The 16295-nt window shown below is 72.7% G+C and carries 17 protein-coding genes and 4 tRNA genes; 12 read left to right on the top strand and 9 right to left on the bottom strand.

Annotation, left to right across the window (positions count from 1 at the left end; all coding sequences use genetic code 11):
• Positions 1-146: 146 nt before the first annotated feature.
• Positions 147-593: an excalibur calcium-binding domain-containing protein gene (locus tag ABD993_RS15290; protein WP_345417865.1), complete on the bottom strand. Its 447-nt coding sequence runs from the start codon at positions 591-593 to the stop codon at positions 147-149.
• A gap of 405 nt (positions 594-998) precedes the next feature.
• On the opposite strand from ABD993_RS15290, the gene ABD993_RS15285 reads away from it, so the two are divergent.
• Positions 999-1178 carry a helix-turn-helix domain-containing protein gene (locus ABD993_RS15285; protein ID WP_345417862.1) on the top strand — a complete coding sequence of 60 codons (180 nt, stop codon included), beginning with the start codon at positions 999-1001 and terminating at the stop codon, positions 1176-1178.
• Positions 1175-2566 carry a tyrosine-type recombinase/integrase gene (locus ABD993_RS15280; RefSeq protein ID WP_345417859.1) on the top strand — a complete coding sequence of 464 codons (1392 nt, stop codon included), beginning with the start codon at positions 1175-1177 and terminating at the stop codon, positions 2564-2566. Before ABD993_RS15285 ends, ABD993_RS15280 begins: the two co-directional genes overlap by 4 nt.
• A gap of 107 nt (positions 2567-2673) precedes the next feature.
• Here the strand turns inward: ABD993_RS15280 and ABD993_RS15275 are convergent.
• The 4 genes from ABD993_RS15275 to ABD993_RS15260 form a co-directional block, all read right to left on the bottom strand.
• A tRNA-Val gene (locus ABD993_RS15275) sits at positions 2674-2745 on the bottom strand.
• Positions 2746-2767: 22 nt separating this feature from the next.
• Positions 2768-3157: a TIGR02611 family protein gene (locus ABD993_RS15270; RefSeq protein WP_345417882.1), complete on the bottom strand. Its 390-nt coding sequence runs from the start codon at positions 3155-3157 to the stop codon at positions 2768-2770.
• A 65-nt stretch (positions 3158-3222) separates the two neighbouring features.
• Positions 3223-4218: an anti-sigma factor domain-containing protein gene (locus ABD993_RS15265; RefSeq protein ID WP_345417856.1), complete on the bottom strand. Its 996-nt coding sequence runs from the start codon at positions 4216-4218 to the stop codon at positions 3223-3225.
• On the bottom strand, positions 4215-4829 hold the full coding sequence (locus tag ABD993_RS15260; RefSeq protein ID WP_345417853.1) for an RNA polymerase sigma factor: 615 nt from the start codon (positions 4827-4829) through the stop codon (positions 4215-4217). Before ABD993_RS15260 ends, ABD993_RS15265 begins: the two co-directional genes overlap by 4 nt.
• 260 nt (positions 4830-5089) lie before the next feature.
• Between ABD993_RS15260 and ABD993_RS15255 the strand changes: the two genes are divergently transcribed.
• The 5 genes from ABD993_RS15255 to ABD993_RS15235 all read left to right on the top strand — a co-directional run bounded on the left by ABD993_RS15255 (position 5090) and on the right by ABD993_RS15235 (position 6444).
• On the top strand, positions 5090-5539 hold the full coding sequence (locus ABD993_RS15255; protein WP_345417850.1) for an SsgA family sporulation/cell division regulator: 450 nt from the start codon (positions 5090-5092) through the stop codon (positions 5537-5539).
• Positions 5540-5704: 165 nt separating this feature from the next.
• Positions 5705-5777 (top strand) — tRNA-Gly (locus ABD993_RS15250).
• A 71-nt stretch (positions 5778-5848) separates the two neighbouring features.
• Positions 5849-5920 (top strand) — tRNA-Cys (locus ABD993_RS15245).
• A 1-nt stretch (position 5921) separates the two neighbouring features.
• Positions 5922-5996: transfer RNA gene (locus tag ABD993_RS15240), tRNA-Val, on the top strand.
• A 58-nt stretch (positions 5997-6054) separates the two neighbouring features.
• The gene (locus ABD993_RS15235) at positions 6055-6444 is read left to right on the top strand and encodes an OsmC family protein (RefSeq protein ID WP_345417847.1); all 390 of its coding nucleotides are present in this window, start codon (positions 6055-6057) and stop codon (positions 6442-6444) included.
• On the opposite strand, the gene ABD993_RS15230 is transcribed toward ABD993_RS15235, so the two are convergent.
• From ABD993_RS15230 to ABD993_RS15220, 3 genes are all read right to left on the bottom strand, one after another.
• Positions 6441-8006 (bottom strand): acyl--CoA ligase family protein, encoded by a 1566-nt coding sequence (locus ABD993_RS15230; RefSeq protein WP_345417844.1) that lies wholly within the window; start codon positions 8004-8006, stop codon positions 6441-6443. The genes ABD993_RS15235 and ABD993_RS15230 overlap by 4 nt on opposite strands.
• A gap of 101 nt (positions 8007-8107) precedes the next feature.
• Positions 8108-9247 carry a cysteine--tRNA ligase gene (locus ABD993_RS15225; RefSeq protein WP_345417841.1) on the bottom strand — a complete coding sequence of 380 codons (1140 nt, stop codon included), beginning with the start codon at positions 9245-9247 and terminating at the stop codon, positions 8108-8110.
• 12 nt (positions 9248-9259) lie between these two features.
• Complete coding sequence (locus tag ABD993_RS15220; protein ID WP_345417838.1) at positions 9260-10765, bottom strand: GDSL-type esterase/lipase family protein; 1506 nt, start codon at positions 10763-10765, stop codon at positions 9260-9262.
• Between the two features lie 285 nt (positions 10766-11050).
• Here ABD993_RS15220 and ABD993_RS15215 point away from each other — a divergent pair, with 285 nt between their 5' ends.
• Positions 11051-11296 carry a type B 50S ribosomal protein L31 gene (locus ABD993_RS15215; protein WP_345417835.1) on the top strand — a complete coding sequence of 82 codons (246 nt, stop codon included), beginning with the start codon at positions 11051-11053 and terminating at the stop codon, positions 11294-11296.
• A 43-nt stretch (positions 11297-11339) separates the two neighbouring features.
• On the opposite strand, the gene ABD993_RS15210 is transcribed toward ABD993_RS15215, so the two are convergent.
• Entirely contained in the window at positions 11340-12167 is an 828-nt protein-coding gene (locus tag ABD993_RS15210) for a metallophosphoesterase family protein (protein WP_345417832.1), read from the bottom strand.
• A 116-nt stretch (positions 12168-12283) separates the two neighbouring features.
• Between ABD993_RS15210 and ABD993_RS15205 the strand changes: the two genes are divergently transcribed.
• The 4 genes from ABD993_RS15205 (at position 12284) to gad (ending at position 16291) form a co-directional block, all read left to right on the top strand.
• Complete coding sequence (locus ABD993_RS15205) at positions 12284-13600, top strand: cytochrome P450 (protein WP_345417829.1); 1317 nt, start codon at positions 12284-12286, stop codon at positions 13598-13600.
• On the top strand, positions 13597-13956 hold the full coding sequence (locus ABD993_RS15200; protein WP_345417826.1) for a PPOX class F420-dependent oxidoreductase: 360 nt from the start codon (positions 13597-13599) through the stop codon (positions 13954-13956). Before ABD993_RS15205 ends, ABD993_RS15200 begins: the two co-directional genes overlap by 4 nt.
• A gap of 85 nt (positions 13957-14041) precedes the next feature.
• Positions 14042-14836: a polysaccharide deacetylase family protein gene (locus ABD993_RS15195; RefSeq protein ID WP_345417823.1), complete on the top strand. Its 795-nt coding sequence runs from the start codon at positions 14042-14044 to the stop codon at positions 14834-14836.
• An 84-nt stretch (positions 14837-14920) separates the two neighbouring features.
• Positions 14921-16291 (top strand): glutamate decarboxylase, encoded by a 1371-nt coding sequence (gene gad, locus ABD993_RS15190; protein WP_345417820.1) that lies wholly within the window; start codon positions 14921-14923, stop codon positions 16289-16291.
• The last annotated feature ends 4 nt before the right edge of the window (positions 16292-16295 follow it).

The following is a 16295-nucleotide window of genomic DNA, read 5'->3' as shown; positions in this document are numbered from 1 at the left end:
AGGTCCAGCGGCGGAGGACACAGAACGACCTCGTCGGAACCGAGGTGGTGTTGCTTACGAACACCGGGGGTTGGGCGTGGCCGACCTGTCAACGTGGCAGGTCCGCATCGAGCCGCTGCGGCGAGCCTTCGGCGCCACTGTGAAGGTCAGTCGCCACCGCATCCTTCGCCGTCCCCGTCGCTATCTAGGCCCTTCCGGTAGCCCGGATCGCCGCGGCGGATCGGCGCGGCTCCCGCGGCACGTACAGCGTCGCAGTTCTTGTAGTAGACCTCGGCCGGTGTAGCCGGTTCCTCGTTCCGCTGGCTGTTGCGGTTCGGTTCCGGGTCGGGCTGCGGTTTCGGTGTTCCTGCGGGCCGTGTGGTGGTGGCCGGGCTCGTCGCGCGCGTGGTCGTCGTTGGCGCGCGGGCCGTGGGCGTCACCGGGGCGGGAGTGGGAGCGACAGCCGTAGAGGCCGGGCTCAGCAAAGACTGGGTCGCGGTCGGCTCGTCAGCATCGTCCCCACCGCTGCATGATCGAATCAGCCCGCCGAGCAGAAGGACGAGGAGGACGAGGCAGCCGCATCCGGCCACCGGGTTTCCCTTCTTGGCCGCCATCACCGAACGACCGCGAACGAGGCCTGGGCGGAGGGAAACACGAGGAAGTAAGGCGCGAGCACGACGGTGGGCCTTTCGAGCAGGCTGAACAGGGAGCCGGGGAGCTGCAGGACTGTTCGCGGAGCGCGCTGTCGCCGTTACGTTCTGTTGCAGCTCGGTCGGGTTCTGTCCACAGGCCCCCGGCACAGGCCCCACCTGTCCACAGAGCGCGCGTCGTCGGTGGCAATGCGATCCGCTCGGCAGCAATCTCCACGCATGACGCCAGGCTCGCTGACCTTCCGCTCCCGACCCCGCTCGCTCGGCACCACTCAGCCGGCCCCGTTCACGACCGGTCACGAAGACAGCGCAGTAAGACGCGAGCCTCCTGGGATCACCCAAGTCCCGCCGCACCTGGAGGCCCGAACCGTGTCCGACTTCGACGATCTCCCCATCCTGCTCACCGTCTCCGCCGCCGCACGCATCCTCGGCATCAGCCGCGCCGCGGCATACCGCTATGTCGAGAGCGGCGTGCTCCCGTCGAAGCGTCTCGGTGGACGGATCTACATCCCCCGCGACCGCCTCCGAGAGCTGGTCGAGACAGCGTGACCAGCAAGCTGCCGCGCGGAGCCAAGACGAGCGCTCGCCGGGGCCTGCAGGGGACGGTCTACAAGCGAGGCAACAAGTGGGCCTTCATGCTTCAGATCGCGCCCGATCCCCTCAGTGGAAAGCGACGGCAGCGAGCGAAGTCCGGCTTCGCCTCCGAGACCGATGCCTGGGACGCCCTTGCGGAGGCCAACGCCCAGCTGCGCGCCGACACCTTCGTCTCCTCATCCGCTCGAACGGTCGCGGAGTTCCTCGAGGAGTGGCTCGCGACGGTTGCAATGACGGTCAAGCCGACAACGCTCGCCAACTACACCGTCTACGCCAGGTCCTACGTCATCCCCCACATCGGCTCTCGCAGGATTCAGGAGGTCGAGCCGGCGACGGTGTCAGCGCTCTACCGCCTCCTTCTCACATCCGGGAGGCGGAAGCCGGACACGAACTCGGCGATGTACGAGGTCTGGAAGCAACACAGAGACCGCGGCGAACAAGCCAGGCCCGCCGACATCGCACGCACAGTCGGCGTCTCCTACTCCGCGGCAAGCATTGCGGTGCGGAGGTACCGCGAGGGGCGGACGCCCACACCGACAGCCCCGGGTCTCGCGGCGCGCACAGTGGTCGCCGTTCACGTCATGCTCCGCCATGCACTCGGTGACGCCGTCGAGCACCGTCTGCTGTCCTCGAACCCCGCCGCGCGGGTGAAGCCCCCACGCGTGAAGAGCTCGCGCCACAGCACCTGGACACCGGCTGAGCTCGGCCGCTTCTTGGCGGCGGCACGAACGGATCGCTTCTCGGCGATGTGGTTGTTGTTCGCGACCACCGGGATGCGGCGCTCGGAAGCCGTCGGCGCCCTCCGATCGGCATTCGACCCCGCCGCGGAGACGCTCACGGTGATCAGCACCCGTGTGATCGCGGCCGGGAAGGCTCAGCGCTCAGACGGCAAGTCGCACCGCAGCCGGCGCCTCCTCGGGCTCGACCCGACGACCGTCGCCGCCCTCCGTCGCCATCTGCAGGAGCAGGACGAGGAACGGACGGCGTTCGGAACGTCGTACACCGACGAGGATCTGCTGTTCTGCTGGCCCGACGGAAGCCCTCTCTACCCGGACACGATCACCGAGCGGTTCCAACGGATCTCCCGGGAGGCCGGGCTACCTCCGATCCGCCTGCACGACGTCCGGCACACCTACGCGACCATGGCGCTCCGCGCCGGGGTCAATCCGAAGATCGTCAGCACACGGCTCGGGCACGCCACGGTGGCCTTCACGCTCGAGACGTACACCGCGGACATCCCCGAGCTCGACCAGGCCGCTGCGATCACCATCAGCAACCTCTTCCTCCCCACCGAGGAGGTGCGGCCACCGGGACTCGACGAGGACCAGGACGCCACCGGGTGAGCCGTGTTTACCGTTTGGTTTACAGACGGCCGTCCCTGGACGCGGCTCTCCACCTCAGACATCACGAAGGGCCCCTGAACCTGCTGGTCAGGGGCCCTTCGGCTGCGTGGGCGATACTGGGATCGAACCAGTGACCTCTTCGGTGTGAACGAAGCGCTCTCCCCCTGAGCTAATCGCCCGCTGCCGTGTGAGAACCCTACATCACCGGAAGATCGGGCTCTGCACCCAGGTCCACTCCTGCAACCCGACCCACCCCGCGACCAGCCACAAGGCGTTCAGCAGCCACAGCGTGGCGAGCACGATCAGGCCTGTCGCGGCGAGGACGAGCAGCTTCACGACGAGGTTCTGGCGGCCCAGCCAGTCCGTCCAGGCGTCGTACTTGCCCTTGGCGAAGTGCAGGACCCGCTTGGCCCAGTCGAACTCCGAGGCGAGGATGGCCAGGCCGACGAAGACGATGGCCCAGCCCGGGCCGGGGTACGGGATCGCGACGAGCCCGCCCACCAGTACGAGGGTCCCGAGCACCCCGACGGCGATCCGCCAGGTCCGACGGGCGGTGGGCCGCTCCTCGATGCGATCGCGGAACTCCGTGATCCGGTCCTTGAGCCCGCGCAGCCCGCGGCGGGGCCCGGCGTCTCGTCGTTCCAGGTCGTTGCTGCTCAGAGTTCCGCCCGCCCACTCGCCACCACGTCGGACGGCGAGGCCGGTGCGGCCCGACCGGGCTCGATCGAGATGGCGAACTGAGCGAACGCGGTCCCGTCCGGGGCCGACCCTACCGACTGCACGTCCAGCGCGTCGTCGCGAACGTCGAACGTGCCCAGCGGGGCGGGCGCACCCGACCCGGGCAGGCCCCAGAGGACGTACACGTGGTCGCCGGGGTTCGCGGGCAGCCCCACGGGCAGCACCGCCTGCCGCCCCGTCGGGGTGGCGACCACCGCGGCGACGGCGGGCCCTCCCCCGGCCGGGGACAGGAAGGCGTGTGCGGTCCCGGGGGTGGCCATCTGCTGGACCATCGCGACGAGGCTCTGGGCGCGGGCCGCCTCGGCGTCCCGCTCCGACTTCAGCTGGGCGCTGTAGACGCCCAGGCCCGCGATCGCGCCCAGGGCGACCAGCGCCGCCGTCGCGACGGCGATCACCCGGCCGCGGATCCCCGGTGCCGGACGGCCGTGTCGTCCCCTGCCGGGGCCGCTGCGGCCGCCGCGCGCGGGGCCCGAGGTCCCCCCGGCCCGCGGCGCCGACCCGGCCGCCGAGGAGCCCGCCCCGAGCGACCGCGAGCCCGGCCCCCGTGAGTCCGGCCGGGGCGACCGCGTGCCGGTCCCCGGTGCGACGTCGCCCCACGGCTCGGTGGCGGACCCGTCGGTTTTCGGCGCGGAGAGCGGCGACCAGGCCGACTCGGGCGGTGTCTCCTGCGGCGTCTCCTGCGGCGTCTCCGCCGCGACGTCCAGGATCCGGTTCCGCAGCCCCGCGGGCGGCTCCTCGGGGGCGAGGCCACCCCCGAGCGCGGCGAGGGTCTCCTCGGTTTCCGCGACCGTGACACGACACTCCGCGCAGCCCGCCAGGTGCGCGGACATCTCGTCCGCCTCGGCGGGCTCCAGCACGTGCAGCGCCCACGCCACCGCGTGCTCGGTGCGGGGACAGGTCTCCCGGGTGCTCACAGTGCCGCCTCCCCGAGGCCCGTGACCGGGCCCAACACCGAACGCAACCGGGCCAACCCCGTGAACATCCGTGACTTGACGGTGCCCAACGGGACCCCGGTGAGCGCGGCGACCTCGCGCTGGGTGTAGCCGCCGAAGTAGGCCAGGGCCAGGGCCTGGCGCTGCTCGGCGGGCAGCCCGCCCAGGGCCCGCCGGACCTGGCCCGCGACGACCGCGCCCAGCGCCTGCTGGTCGGCGCCCGGGCCGGGCGGCAGGGCGAGGTCGTCCCCGGCGTCCGCCGAGACCGTCCGACGGCGGATGGCGCTCTCCCGCCGGACCGTGTCGACCGCCCGGTGGTGGACGACGGTCAGCAGCCAGGTGGCGAACGACCCCCGCTCCGCGTCGTACCGGGCGGGGTCCCGCCAGAAGTTCAGGAACGCCTCCTGGACCACGTCCTCGGCCAGCTGCGCGTCCACACAGATCCGCCGGGCGAGCGACCAGGCCGCGCGCCCGTGGCGGTCGTACAGCTCGCCGAGTGCCCGCTGGTCGCCGGCGCGGACGCGCGCGGCGAGCCCGGCGTCCACCGCGCGGGCGGTCGCCCGGGAGTCGGCCTCATCGGCGACATCCGCCACCAGTACTTCCCTCACGTCCGTGGTTCGGACTGGACCAACGAGCGGTTCACCGAATCCGTTGCTTGATAGCTGGATCACAACCAACCGGGCGATCACCCGTCCTTGCAGGTGGGAGACACCCGAGAGGGGGCCGCCGTCCACCCGACCGGGCTAACGCCACGAAACCGTCGAGGGGAGAACGTCCCCCGACCCGTCACATCTTGGCGACACGCTCGTTTTTCCGCACGACGGACCACGCGGCGCCAGAAAGAGGAGCAAGGATGCGCGACCAGCCCATGATCATTCGTGAAGGGGCCCTGTTCGAGCTCGTCACGCCCGATTCCCCGCCGGTTCCGGTGCGGGTCGAGCTGTCGTACTCCAGCCGGGACCCCTACGCGGTGCAGGCGTCGTTCCGGACCGGCCAGGGCAGTCCGGTGGACTGGGTCTTCGCTCGCGACCTCCTCGCCGACGGCCTCCTCGCCCCCTCGGGCACCGGGGACGTCCGGGTCAAGCCGCTGCTCGGCGGACACCCCGAGTCCGAGCGCGTCGAGGTCGAACTCGCCTCCCCCTCCGGACACGCGGTGTTCACCACCGCCGCGCGCCCGCTGGCCGAGTTCCTCGACCGCACCTTCGAGCTCGTCCCCGCCACGAGCGAGTACTCCTGGCTCGACTTCGACGCCGCGCTGGACCAGCTGCTCGCCCCGAACACGAGCGACGGCGCCCGAGACTGACGACCCGCACCCGCGGGCCGGAGCGCTCCCTCCGGCCCGTTCGTGCAGGTCCCGGGCCCGCCACCCGGAGAACGGGGGGCCGGTTTGGAGGCCCCGGGGGGCCTACGCTAATGTTCTTCATGTCGGAGCGAGCAACACCGACAAGCCCCGGGAGACCGGGAGCATGCGGACGTAGCGCAGCTGGTAGCGCATCACCTTGCCAAGGTGAGGGTCGCGGGTTCGAATCCCGTCGTCCGCTCGGAGGAAACCTCGTATTCACTGCCTGGGCCTCCAGGTTCCGATCCCCGTGACACCATCCCGGGATCATCGGGCGGAGTGGCCGAGTGGTTTAGGCAAGGGCCTGCAAAGCCCTGTACGCGGGTTCGATTCCCGCCTCCGCCTCGGGCGATTAGCTCAGTGGGAGAGCGCTTCCTTGACACGGAAGAGGTCACTGGTTCAATCCCAGTATCGCCCACCACCCGAGAAGGCCCCCTGGTTCCAGGGGGCCTTCGGCGTTTCCGGGGCATGATGCCCCGATGAGCTTCCTCGTCGAGGTGGGTGCGGGCACGCTGCGAGCGGCCGACGGCGTCGACCTCCCCCACCGCTGGACGTCCGAAGGGGTGCGGGTCCGGGCGGAGTTCACCGGGGCGCACCTGCTGCACCTCGCGACCGCGGGCTGCGTGCTCAACGACCTGTACCGCGAGGCCGAACCCCTCGGCGTCGTCCTGGACGGCGTGCGGGTCACCGCCGAGGGCGGGTTCGACGAGTCGTGGTCCTCCACCGGGATCGCCTACCGCGTCGAGCTGGACACGGCCGCGTCGGAGGCCGACCGGGCGCGGCTGCTCGCCCGGGTGGACGAGGTCGCCGAGATCCCGCGCGCGCTGCGGGCGGGGGCGCCCGTCACCCGGGAGAGCGCCGCACCCTAGGAGATGCGCCGCCCCGCACCCGCCCACGCCTCGTCGCGCAGCACGAACTTCTGGATCTTGCCGGTCGAGGTCTTGGGCAGCTCGCCGAACATGATCCGGCGGGGCACCTTGAACCGGGCGATCCGCTCGCGTACGAAGTCGACGATCTCCTCCTCCGTCACGCTCGCGCCCTCGTGCAGGGTGATGTAGGCGGCGGGGACCTCGCCCCACTTCTCGTCCGGCACGGCGATGACGGCGACCTCCAGCACGGACGGGTGCTCGGCGATCGCCTGCTCCACCTCGACCGAGGCGATGTTCTCCCCGCCGGAGACGATCACGTCCTTGCTGCGGTCCCGCAGCTCCACGTACCCGTCCGGATGGCGGACGCCGAGGTCGCCGGTGCGGAACCAGCCGTCCGGCGCCGCGGCCCGGGTCGCCTCGGGGTCCTTGAGGTAGCCGAGCATCACGTTGTTGCCGCGGAGCGCGATCTCGCCGACGCTCTCGCCGTCCGCGGGCACGTCCGCGCCACCGTCGTCGACCACGCGCGCGGTGCACGCGATCATGTTCCCGACGCCCTGCCGCGCCTTGAGCCGGGCCTGCGCCCGCTCGTCGAGGTCCCGCCACTCGGGGCGCCAGTCGCAGATCATCGCCGGGCCGAAGGTCTCGGTCAGCCCGTAGAGGTGGGTGACGTCGAACCCGAGCTCGCCCATCCGGCGCAGGATCGCCGGGGACGGCGGCGCTCCCCCGGTCGCGACGTGCACCGTGCGGTCCAGCGGGACGGCGTCCGGGGAGTGGGCCAGCATGGACAGCACCGTCGGGGCGCCCTCCAGGTGCGTGACGCGCTCGTCCCGGATCAGCCGCCAGACCTCCGCCGGGTCCACCTTCGGCAGGCAGACGTGGGTGGCGCCCGCCGCCGTGACCGCCCACGGGAAGCACCAGCCGTTGCAGTGGAACATCGGCAGCGTCCACAGGTGCACCGCGCTGGGCGACAGCCCGGTGTGCCCGACCATCGCCAACGCCTGCAGGTAGGCGCCGCGGTGGTGGTACATGACCCCCTTGGGCCTGCCCGTCGTCCCGGACGTGTAGTTGATCGACAGCAGCGAGCGCTCGTCCGTGGGGGTGATCGCCAGTGGCTCGGCCCCGGCGAGCAGCCGCTCGTACTCCTCCCCCGCGCGGATCGTCGTCGGCGGCGCGGTGAGGCGGCCGAGCACGTCCGCGACGAGGTCGTCGAAGACCGGGTCGTGGACCAGCACCGACGCCTCGGAGTGCTCGAGGATGTACGCGACCTCGGCCGCCGACAGCCGGGTGTTGACCGCGACCAGCGGCACGCCCGCCCACGGCACGCCGAAGTTCGCCTCGAGGAGCACGTGGGTGTTGGGGGCCAGCACCGCGACCGGACGGCCGTGGGCCAGCGGGGCGAGGCCGCCCGCCAGCCGTCGGCTGCGGTCGTGCAGCTCGGTGTAGGTGAAGCGCAGCTCGCCGTCGATCACGGCGGTGCGCTCGCCGTGGGCGGCGGCGGCGCGGTCGAGGTAGGAGACCGGGGTGAGCGGCTCGAACGACAGCGTGTCGGTTGCGGTGTGCACGGGCTCGGGGGTCACAGGGGTCCTCCAGGAAGACAGGTCGACGTTCGCACCATTCCGCCGTTCGTGCCACGGCAGGCCCCTCGACCGCCGCTGCCGACGGGTTACTGCAGCGCGAGGGTGCGCAGGACCTGGCGGGCGGCCTCCCCGCCCTCGTCCACGGCCACGCGCAGCGCCCGCGGCACGTCCAGGTCCGCCAACAGCGCCGCCCGGACCTCGGCGACGGCGGCGGGGCGCTCGCCGCGCCGGGCCGCCGCCACGTAGAGCCGCTCGAGCAGGGTGGCGGCGTCGTCCAGCGCCTCCGGCCGGTACTCCCACGGCTGCGCCCAGGGGCGGTCCAGCAGCATCAGCCGGACGGCGGGGCCGGGCGCCGACCGCAGCAGGTCCCCGACCAGCACGAGGTTGCCGGTCGACTTCGCCATCTTCTCCCCGGCCACCCCGACGGTGCCCGCGCGCAGCTCGCGGCGCGCGAAGGGCGCGGCCCCGGTGGCCGCGGAGGCCATCGCGGCCTGGTAGGCGTGGTGCGGGAAGGCGAGGTCCGCGCCGCCCGCCAGCACGTCCACGACCCCGCCGAGGGTCGCGAGCGCCATCGCCGCGCACTCGGCGTGCCAGCCCGGACGCCCCGGGCCCCAGGGGCTCGGCCACGCCGGGTCACCCTCGCCGGACGGGCGCCAGACCGGGACGTCGTAGGGGTCGTCCCGCAGCGGGTCGGTGGGGTCGTCGCCCTGCTCGGCCAGGAGCTCGAGGCCGCCGTCTCGGGCCAGCGAGGCCCCGCGGAAGTACACGAAGCCCTCGCGCTCGTAGGCGGCGTCGGCCGCGAGCAGCGCGATCGCCAGCCGCACCACGTGCCCGACGTGGTGGCGGGCGTGCGGGGTGTGGGTCGGCGGGCGCACGTGCAGCGCCGCCATGTCCCGGTCGACGTAGTACTCCTGGGTCAGCCCGAACTCGTCGAACGCCCGGCCGCGCTCGGCGGCGATCCGGGTCAGGACGTCGTCGACATCCGTCACGTTGCGGGTGACGACGGTGTCCACCCCGGTCATCCGGACCACCCGGGCCACGGTGTCCGCCCACACGAAGGTGGCGGCGTGGCCGAGGTGCGTGACGTCGTACGGGGTGATCCCGCAGACGTACATCCGCGCGGGGACGGTCAGCGGCAGCGGCGCGCCCCCGAGCCGCAGCACCTCACGGGGGTCGGTGACCGCGCCGGGTCGGTTCTCCGGGGACAGGTCGAGGGGCGTGGCCATGGCGCCAGTCTGTCATCCGGTCCCGACCAGCCGGGCCACGGAGGCGGCGAGCCGCAGCGAGCCGATCGCCGTCGGGTGGAAGGCGAAGCGGTCGGCGAGACCCTGCAGGTCGGGGTCCATCCCGTCCGCGCCCGTGCTGCACAGCGGCCGCAGCGCAGGCTCGGCGACGGTGTACCCGTACTTCTCGGCCCCGGCCCGCAGCACCGCGTTGAGCTGGTCGTTGCGGTCCGTCAGCAGGTCGATCTTGTCCTGGGTGAGGCCGACGGCGTAGGCCGGGCCGCGGGCGTCCGCGCAGGCCGGGTCGGTGTCCGCCGGGAAGGCGCCGTAGGAGGCCATGACGACGACCTGCGGGGTGCTGGGCAGCTCGGCGAGGTCCTGCAGGAGCGCCGCGTACTCCCGGTCGAACTCCGCCATCCGGTAGTCGAACTCGCCGCGGGTGAGGTTGTCGTCGCAGGTCTCGACGCCGTAGCAGTACTTGATCAGGTCCGACCAGCCGACGTCGTTGGGCCCGATCGCCACGACCACGAACTCCAGGTCCGGCATCTGCTTGAGCAGCGCGACCTGCGGCGGGACGGCGACGTCGCCGCGCTGCTGCGGGCCGCGCAGACCCTGCGCGACCGTGGCGCTGGGGCAGGCCAGGTTGCGGACCGCGCCCGGGACCATGGTGTCCAGCTCGGCGGCGAGGGAGTCCGCGGACCGCTCGCAGGCGACGTCGTCCCCCTCGGGGTCCGCGACCGGCGGCCCGCCGACGCGGGCCGCCCGCGAGTCCCCGATCACCGCGCCGGAGAAGCCGGTGACCACCGGGCCGACCGGGGCCGGGGTGATCCGCGAGGCGCCGACCAGGTCCGACAGGGAGCGGACGTCGGCGAGGCCGCGCATGGTGCCCGACCAGGCCAGCGCGCCGAAGGCGCCCCAGGCGACCAGCGAGACCGTGACGGCGACCAGCGCCATCCGGCCGAGCGTGCCGGAACATCGGTGCCAGACGTCCGCGACCGTGACGTCGCTGCTGCGGGAACGGCGCAGGATGCCGAGCATCCGGGCGCAGCCGACCAGCGCGGCGATCGCGAGCGCGGTGCCGACCACGCCGACCACCGCGAGCAGGTACCAGTTCACGAACCCGGTCCGCAGCTGCTCGACGGCCTGGGCCGTGGCCTGGGCGGAGGCGTCCGGGTCGAAGACCTTGGCGGCGTCGTCGTTGCGCTGGACGGGGCCGAGCCACAGCTGCGGCCGCAGCGGACCCCAGACCTGCACGGACGGGATGTCCAGCTGGGTGTTGCCGATCTGGACCAGCCCGGCGGGGCCCTCCAGCGACAGGTCCGGGGTGCGGGCGCCGACGGCGATGTGCTGGCCGAGGATGCGCAGGTCCTGGGCCGGGGTCAAGGTGATCGTGAGCGGGATGCCGACGGTGAGCACCAACAGGACCATGAGGATCGTGGGCCAGGCGCGGAGCTCCCGGCCGAGGGGCCGAAGCCCGCGGTCGGTGGAGCGCGGGCGGCCGCGCTCGGTCGTGACCACCATCGACACCGCTCTCCTCGCCGTACCGGTTCGGTGTACCGATCAAGATGATCGGTGCTCGCCCGGGGCGAGGACATACTGCGAACAGGGGATGTGCGGTGGGAAGACGCACCCACTCGGCCTCTTGACGCCCGTCCCGGCCGGCGGCGGCGGTCCGGCTGCTCGTGGTGCCCTCCGTCGGCAGCGGTGCCGTCGGGGTCGCCACCCCGTCCGTCGGTGGTGCGTCGCCTGTGCGGGAATGCCACGCTATCGGGAACCGTTATCATCTCCAGAAGCGAAGGAGTCACCATGCGACAGGACATCCACCCCGCCTACGGGCCGGTCGTCTACCAGGACCGGTCGACCGGCGACGCGTTCCTCACCCGCTCCACCGCGACCTCGCGGGAGACCATCGAGTGGTCGGACGGGAACACCTACCCGCTGCTGCGGGTGGACATGAGCTCGTACTCGCACCCCTTCTGGACGGGTGCGGCGCGGGTGCTCGACTCCGCGGGACAGGTGGAGAAGTTCCGCCGCCGCTACGGCACCCGCTGACCGACCGGGCCCCCTCGCCACGGCGAGGGGGCCTTCGTCCGCCTCAGGGGCGGATCCCGAAGTCGTCCGCGGGGACCGGCAGGACCACGCGCGGCAGCACCTCGGCCGGGACCCCGAACCGGTCCTGGCGCGGCTTCCACTCGCGTGGGTAGCCGAGCGAGGCCTCGACGAACCGCACGCCGTCCTCGTAGGTCACCCGCGGGATGTGCAGGTGGCCGTAGACGACCGCCTCGGCGCGGTAGGTGACGTGCCAGTCCGCGCTGGCCGTCGTCCCGCACCAGAGGACGAACTCGGGATGGCGCAGCACGTCGGTGGGCAGCCGGGTCAGGGGCCAGTGGTTGACCAGGACGGTGGGGCCCTCGACGGCGTCCAACCGGGCGCGGGAGTAGGCGATCCGGGCGGCCGACCACTCCTCGCGGCTCGCGTACGGGTCCGGGTACAGCAGGTGCTCGTCCGTGCAGACCACGCCCGCCTTGTAGGCCGCCGCCAGGCCCTCCGCCGAGGTGGACGTGCCCGCGGGCAGGAACGAGTAGTCGTAGAGCAGGAACAGCGGGACGATCGTCCTGCCCTCGAAGACGGGGAACTCGTCCTCCGGGGTGACCACGCCCAGCTCCCGGCACCGCTGGACCAGGTGCGCATACCGGTGCGCGCCGCGCAGGTCGACGGGGTCCTTCGTGCGTGTCCACAGCTCGTGGTTGCCCGGGACCCAGATCACCCGGGCGAACCGGGCCGCCAGGTCGGCGAGGACGGCGACCACGTCCTCCACCCGCTCGGCGACGTCCCCGGCGACGATCAGCCAGTCCCCCGGATCCCCCGCGAGCCCCGCCGCGACCTCCCGGTTCTCCGGATATCGCACATGGAGGTCGCTCACAGCGAGGAGACGAGGCACCTCCACGATCTACCACACCGGCTGAGAATCCTCAGGCGAGTGGTGGCCGTCGCCGGGTTACCGACGGTAAGTTGAGGGTCCACGCGAGGAGGTCTGCCATGCCGGGATCGAGGGGCGCGCGCCGGATGGTCCGCTGGGGACTGCGGCACGGCCTGATGCGCCGGATGGTGGCGCGCCAGGCGAAGCGGGGCGAGCTGGGCGGACGGCTGCTCGTCGACCCGACCGTGATCGCCGATCCGTACCCGTTCTACGAGCAGCTGCGCGAGCGCGGCAGGCTCGTCGACACGGGGCTCGTGCTCGCCACGGTGGACCACGAGCTGTCCACGGCCATGCTGCGCAGCCCGGACTTCGGCGTCGGGCAGCGGATGCCCGAGAACATGCCCGGCGTCGCGCGGGCGGCGGTCCGGTTCGGCGGGGACTGGGCGCTCGGGCCCGCTCAGCCGCCGTCCATGCTGGCCAGCGACCCGCCCGACCACACCCGGTACCGCAAGCTCGTGACCAGGGCCTTCTCCGCGAAGAACGTGGCCGCCCTGCGCAGCCGCACCGAGGGGATCGCGGACGAGCTGCTCGAGAAGATGGCGCGGTCGGAGCGGGCCGACGTGGCCGCGGACTTCGCCGCCCTGCTGCCCGCCACGGTGATCGCGGAGATGCTCGGGGCCCCGCTGGACATGCGGGACCAGTTCCTGGAGTGGGGCGAGGGCGGCGCGCTGTCGCTGGACGCCGGGCTCTCCTACCGGGACTTCCGCCGCTCCGAGCGGGACATCGACGCGCTGCACACCTGGATGCTCGACCACTTCGAGCGGGTCCGGCGCGCCCCGAGCGAGGACATCCTGTCGTCGCTGGTCGCCGCCCACGACGAGGGCAGCCTCAGCACGGACGAGCTGTCGTCGATCGCGATGCTGCTGCTGGCCGCGGGGTTCGAGACCACGGTCAACCTGATCTCGAACGGCGCGGCGCTGCTGCTGGCGCACCCCGAGCAGGCGGAGCTGCTGCGCGCCGAGCCGAAGCACTGGGGCACGGCGATCGACGAGATGCTGCGGTTCGAGTCGCCGGTGCAGCGGACCGGGCGGGTGGCGTACTCCGACACCGAGCTCGCCGGGATCCCCGTCAAGCGCGGGTCGTTCATCCTCACGCACCTGGCGGGCGCGAACCGGGACCCCGCGGTGTTCGCCGACCCGCAGCGCTTCGACGTCACGAGGGCGGACGCGCACAAGCACCTGGCGTTCTCCCAGGGCATCCACTTCTGCATCGGCGCGGCGCTGGCCCGGATGGAGGGCGAGGTCGCGTTGCGGGCGCTGGTCGAGCGGTTCCCCGGGATGCGCTCGGCCGGGACCCCGGTGCGGCGGCGCACGAAGCTGCTGCGCGGGTACGCGAGCCTGCCGGTCCGCCTGGACCGTGCGAGTGTTCCCGCGTGAACCCGGAGTTCCTGCTGCTCACCACCTTCCGCCGGGACGGCACCGCCGTGCCGACGCCCGTCTGGTGCGCCCCGACCGCGGACGGCCGGATCGGCGTCTGGACCGTCACGAAGTCGGGCAAGGTGAAGCGGATCCGCCGCTCCGGCGCCGTCGAGGTCGCCGAGTGCGACCGCCGCGGCGCCCCGCTCGGCCCGGCCGTGCCGGGCACCGCCGAGATCCTCGACGCCGAGGGCACCCGTGCCGTGCGGCGGGCCGTCGCGCGCAAGTACGGCGTGCTCGGTCGGCTGCTCGTCGGGTCCAGCAGGCTGTTCCGCGGCGACAAGGGGTCGGTCGGGCTCGCGGTGGCGATCGGATAGTCGCAGGTCGTCCGGCGTGTCGGCGGACTTGAGTCCCCCACTCGGGTCACACTCCTCCCGTCCATCACCGGGGCGGGAGGGTCTTGTGAGGCGCACCGGACTGTTGAGTCGCCCGGCCCACCCGGACCCGCGGACCCGGGAGGGGCTGTTCCGCGGCGCCGCCGCGGACCGCGTGCCCGCGCTGCTCGCCGCGTTGGCGCTCGGGTTGATCGCCCCGCTGGGGACGCGGGCGGCCGAGCCCGACCCGCCGCCACCGCCGGTCGCGGCGCCCGCGCCCGCCCGCGTCGTGACGCCGGTGGTGCTCAGCGACCTCCCGCTCGCCGGCCCGGCGGACCGCCGGATCGTGCTGACCTTCGACGACGGACCCGACCCCACCTGGACCCCGCAGATCCTCGACCTGCTGATCGCGCACGGCGCCACGGCGACCTTCTGCATGGTCGGGACCCGGATGGAGCAGCACCCGGCGGTCGTCGCCCGCGTGGTGAACGCGGGCATGACGATCTGCGCCCACTCCCGCACCCACGACGAGCAGCTGGCGGACAAGGACCCCCAGACGATCGCGGCCGAGGTCGCGGACGTCGCGGACCGGGTCCCCGGGGTGGCGGTGCAGACGTTCCGCGCGCCCGGCGGGAACTGGCAGCCGTCGATCCTGCAGGCCTCCGTGGCCCACGGCATGCAGCCGCTCGGGTGGGCCGTGGACCCGCGCGACTGGAAGAGGCCCGGTCCTGCGGCGATCGTGGCGGAGGTGCAGAAGCAGATCCACCCGGGCGCCATCGTCCTGCTGCACGACGGCGGGGGCACGCGCTCCCAGACCGTCGAGGCACTGCGGACGCTGCTGCCCTGGCTGGCGGAGCAGGGCTACACGACCGCGGCCCCCTGACCCGCCGGCGCCGTGACACTCGGGCGGCCCGAGACGGGTGGAGGTCCCTGGACGCCGCGGGCACGCGCTGCCACGCTCGCTCCCATGCCTCTGCCAGAGCGGTCCGGATCGGACGAGCCCGTCTTCGCCAATCCCGTCTTCGGCGAGGAGCCCATCACCGTCCCGCGCAACGAGCTGTCCGCGGCGGGGCTGGATCCCGGGGTCGCCTACCAGATCGTGCACGACGAGCTGATGCTCGACGGCAACGCCCGGCTCAACCTGGCCACCTTCGTCACCACCTGGGGCGAGGACCACGTGCAGCGGCTGATGGCCGAGTCGCTGGACAAGAACATGATCGACAAGGACGAGTACCCGCGGACCGCCGAGCTGGAGCAGCGGTGCGTGCGGATGCTCGCGGACCTCTGGCACGCCGTCGAGCCGATCGGCTGCTCGACGACCGGCTCGTCGGAGGCCTGCATGCTCGGCGGGCTCGCGCTCAAGCGGCGCTGGCAGCACCGCCGCCGCGCCGAGGGCAAGCCCACCGACAAGCCCAACATCGTGATGGGCGTCAACGTCCAGATCTGCTGGGACAAGTTCGCGAACTACTGGGACGTCGAGCCGCGGCTGGTCCCGATGTCCGGGGACCGCCTGCACCTGGGTGCCGCCGAGGCCGCCGCGCTGTGCGACGAGAACACCATCGGCGTCGTCGCCGTGCTGGGGTCCACGTTCGACGGCAGCTACGAGCCGATCGCGGAGATCTGCGCGGCCCTGGACGCCCTCCAGGCGGAGCAGGGCCTCGACATCCCGGTCCACGTCGACGGCGCGTCGGGCGCGATGATCGCCCCGTTCTGCGACCCGGACCTGGAGTGGGACTTCCGGTTGCCGCGAGTGGCGTCGATCAACACGTCCGGGCACAAGTTCGGGCTCGTCTACCCGGGTGTCGGGTGGGCGCTGTGGCGAGACGCCGCGGCGCTGCCGGAGGACCTGGTCTTCCGGGTGAACTACCTCGGCGGGGACATGCCGACCTTCGCGCTGAACTTCTCCCGCCCCGGCGGGCAGGTCATCGCGCAGTACTACCAGTTCCTCCGGCTCGGCCACGGGGGCTTCCGACGCGTGCAGCTCACCTGCCGCGAGGTGGCCACGGCGTTGTCGGCGAAGATCGCCGCGACGGGCGCGTTCGACCTGCTGACCGACGGCTCCGAGCTGCCGGTGTTCGCGTTCGTGGTGAAGGACGGCGAGCCGTTCTCCGCGTTCGACGTCTCGGCCGCCCTGCGCGAGGCGGGCTGGCTGGTACCCGCCTACACCTTCCCGAAGGACCGCGAGGACATCTCCGCACTGCGGATCGTGGTGCGCAACGGGTTCAGCCACGACCTCGCAGGCCTGCTCATGGACGAGCTGACCCGCGCGGTCGAGCGCCTCCGCCACCAGTCCGGCCCGCAGCGCGGGAAGGAGGCGGCGGGGTTCTCCCACACCTGACGCC

This window comes from Pseudonocardia xishanensis (genome assembly GCF_039541715.1).
GTDB lineage: Bacteria > Actinomycetota > Actinomycetes > Mycobacteriales > Pseudonocardiaceae > Pseudonocardia > Pseudonocardia xishanensis.
The sequence above is the reverse complement of the archived record's forward strand: the minus strand, read 5'-3'. Positions and strand labels throughout refer to the sequence as shown.

Bases quoted from the DNA above. Each gene is read 5' to 3' on its own strand.
- ABD993_RS15290 (WP_345417865.1), bottom strand. From the start codon at position 593: ATGGCGGCCAAGAAGGGAAACCCGGTGGCCGGATGCGGCTGCCTCGTC.
- ABD993_RS15255 (WP_345417850.1), top strand. From the start codon at position 5,090: ATGCGCGACCAGCCCATGATCATTCGTGAAGGGGCCCTGTTCGAGCTC.
- ABD993_RS15235 (WP_345417847.1), top strand. From the start codon at position 6,055: ATGAGCTTCCTCGTCGAGGTGGGTGCGGGCACGCTGCGAGCGGCCGAC.
- ABD993_RS15225 (WP_345417841.1), bottom strand. From the start codon at position 9,247: ATGGCCACGCCCCTCGACCTGTCCCCGGAGAACCGACCCGGCGCGGTC.
- ABD993_RS15220 (WP_345417838.1), bottom strand. From the start codon at position 10,765: ATGGTGGTCACGACCGAGCGCGGCCGCCCGCGCTCCACCGACCGCGGG.
- ABD993_RS15215 (WP_345417835.1), top strand. From the start codon at position 11,051: ATGCGACAGGACATCCACCCCGCCTACGGGCCGGTCGTCTACCAGGAC.
- ABD993_RS15205 (WP_345417829.1), top strand. From the start codon at position 12,284: ATGCCGGGATCGAGGGGCGCGCGCCGGATGGTCCGCTGGGGACTGCGG.
- gad (WP_345417820.1), top strand. From the start codon at position 14,921: ATGCCTCTGCCAGAGCGGTCCGGATCGGACGAGCCCGTCTTCGCCAAT.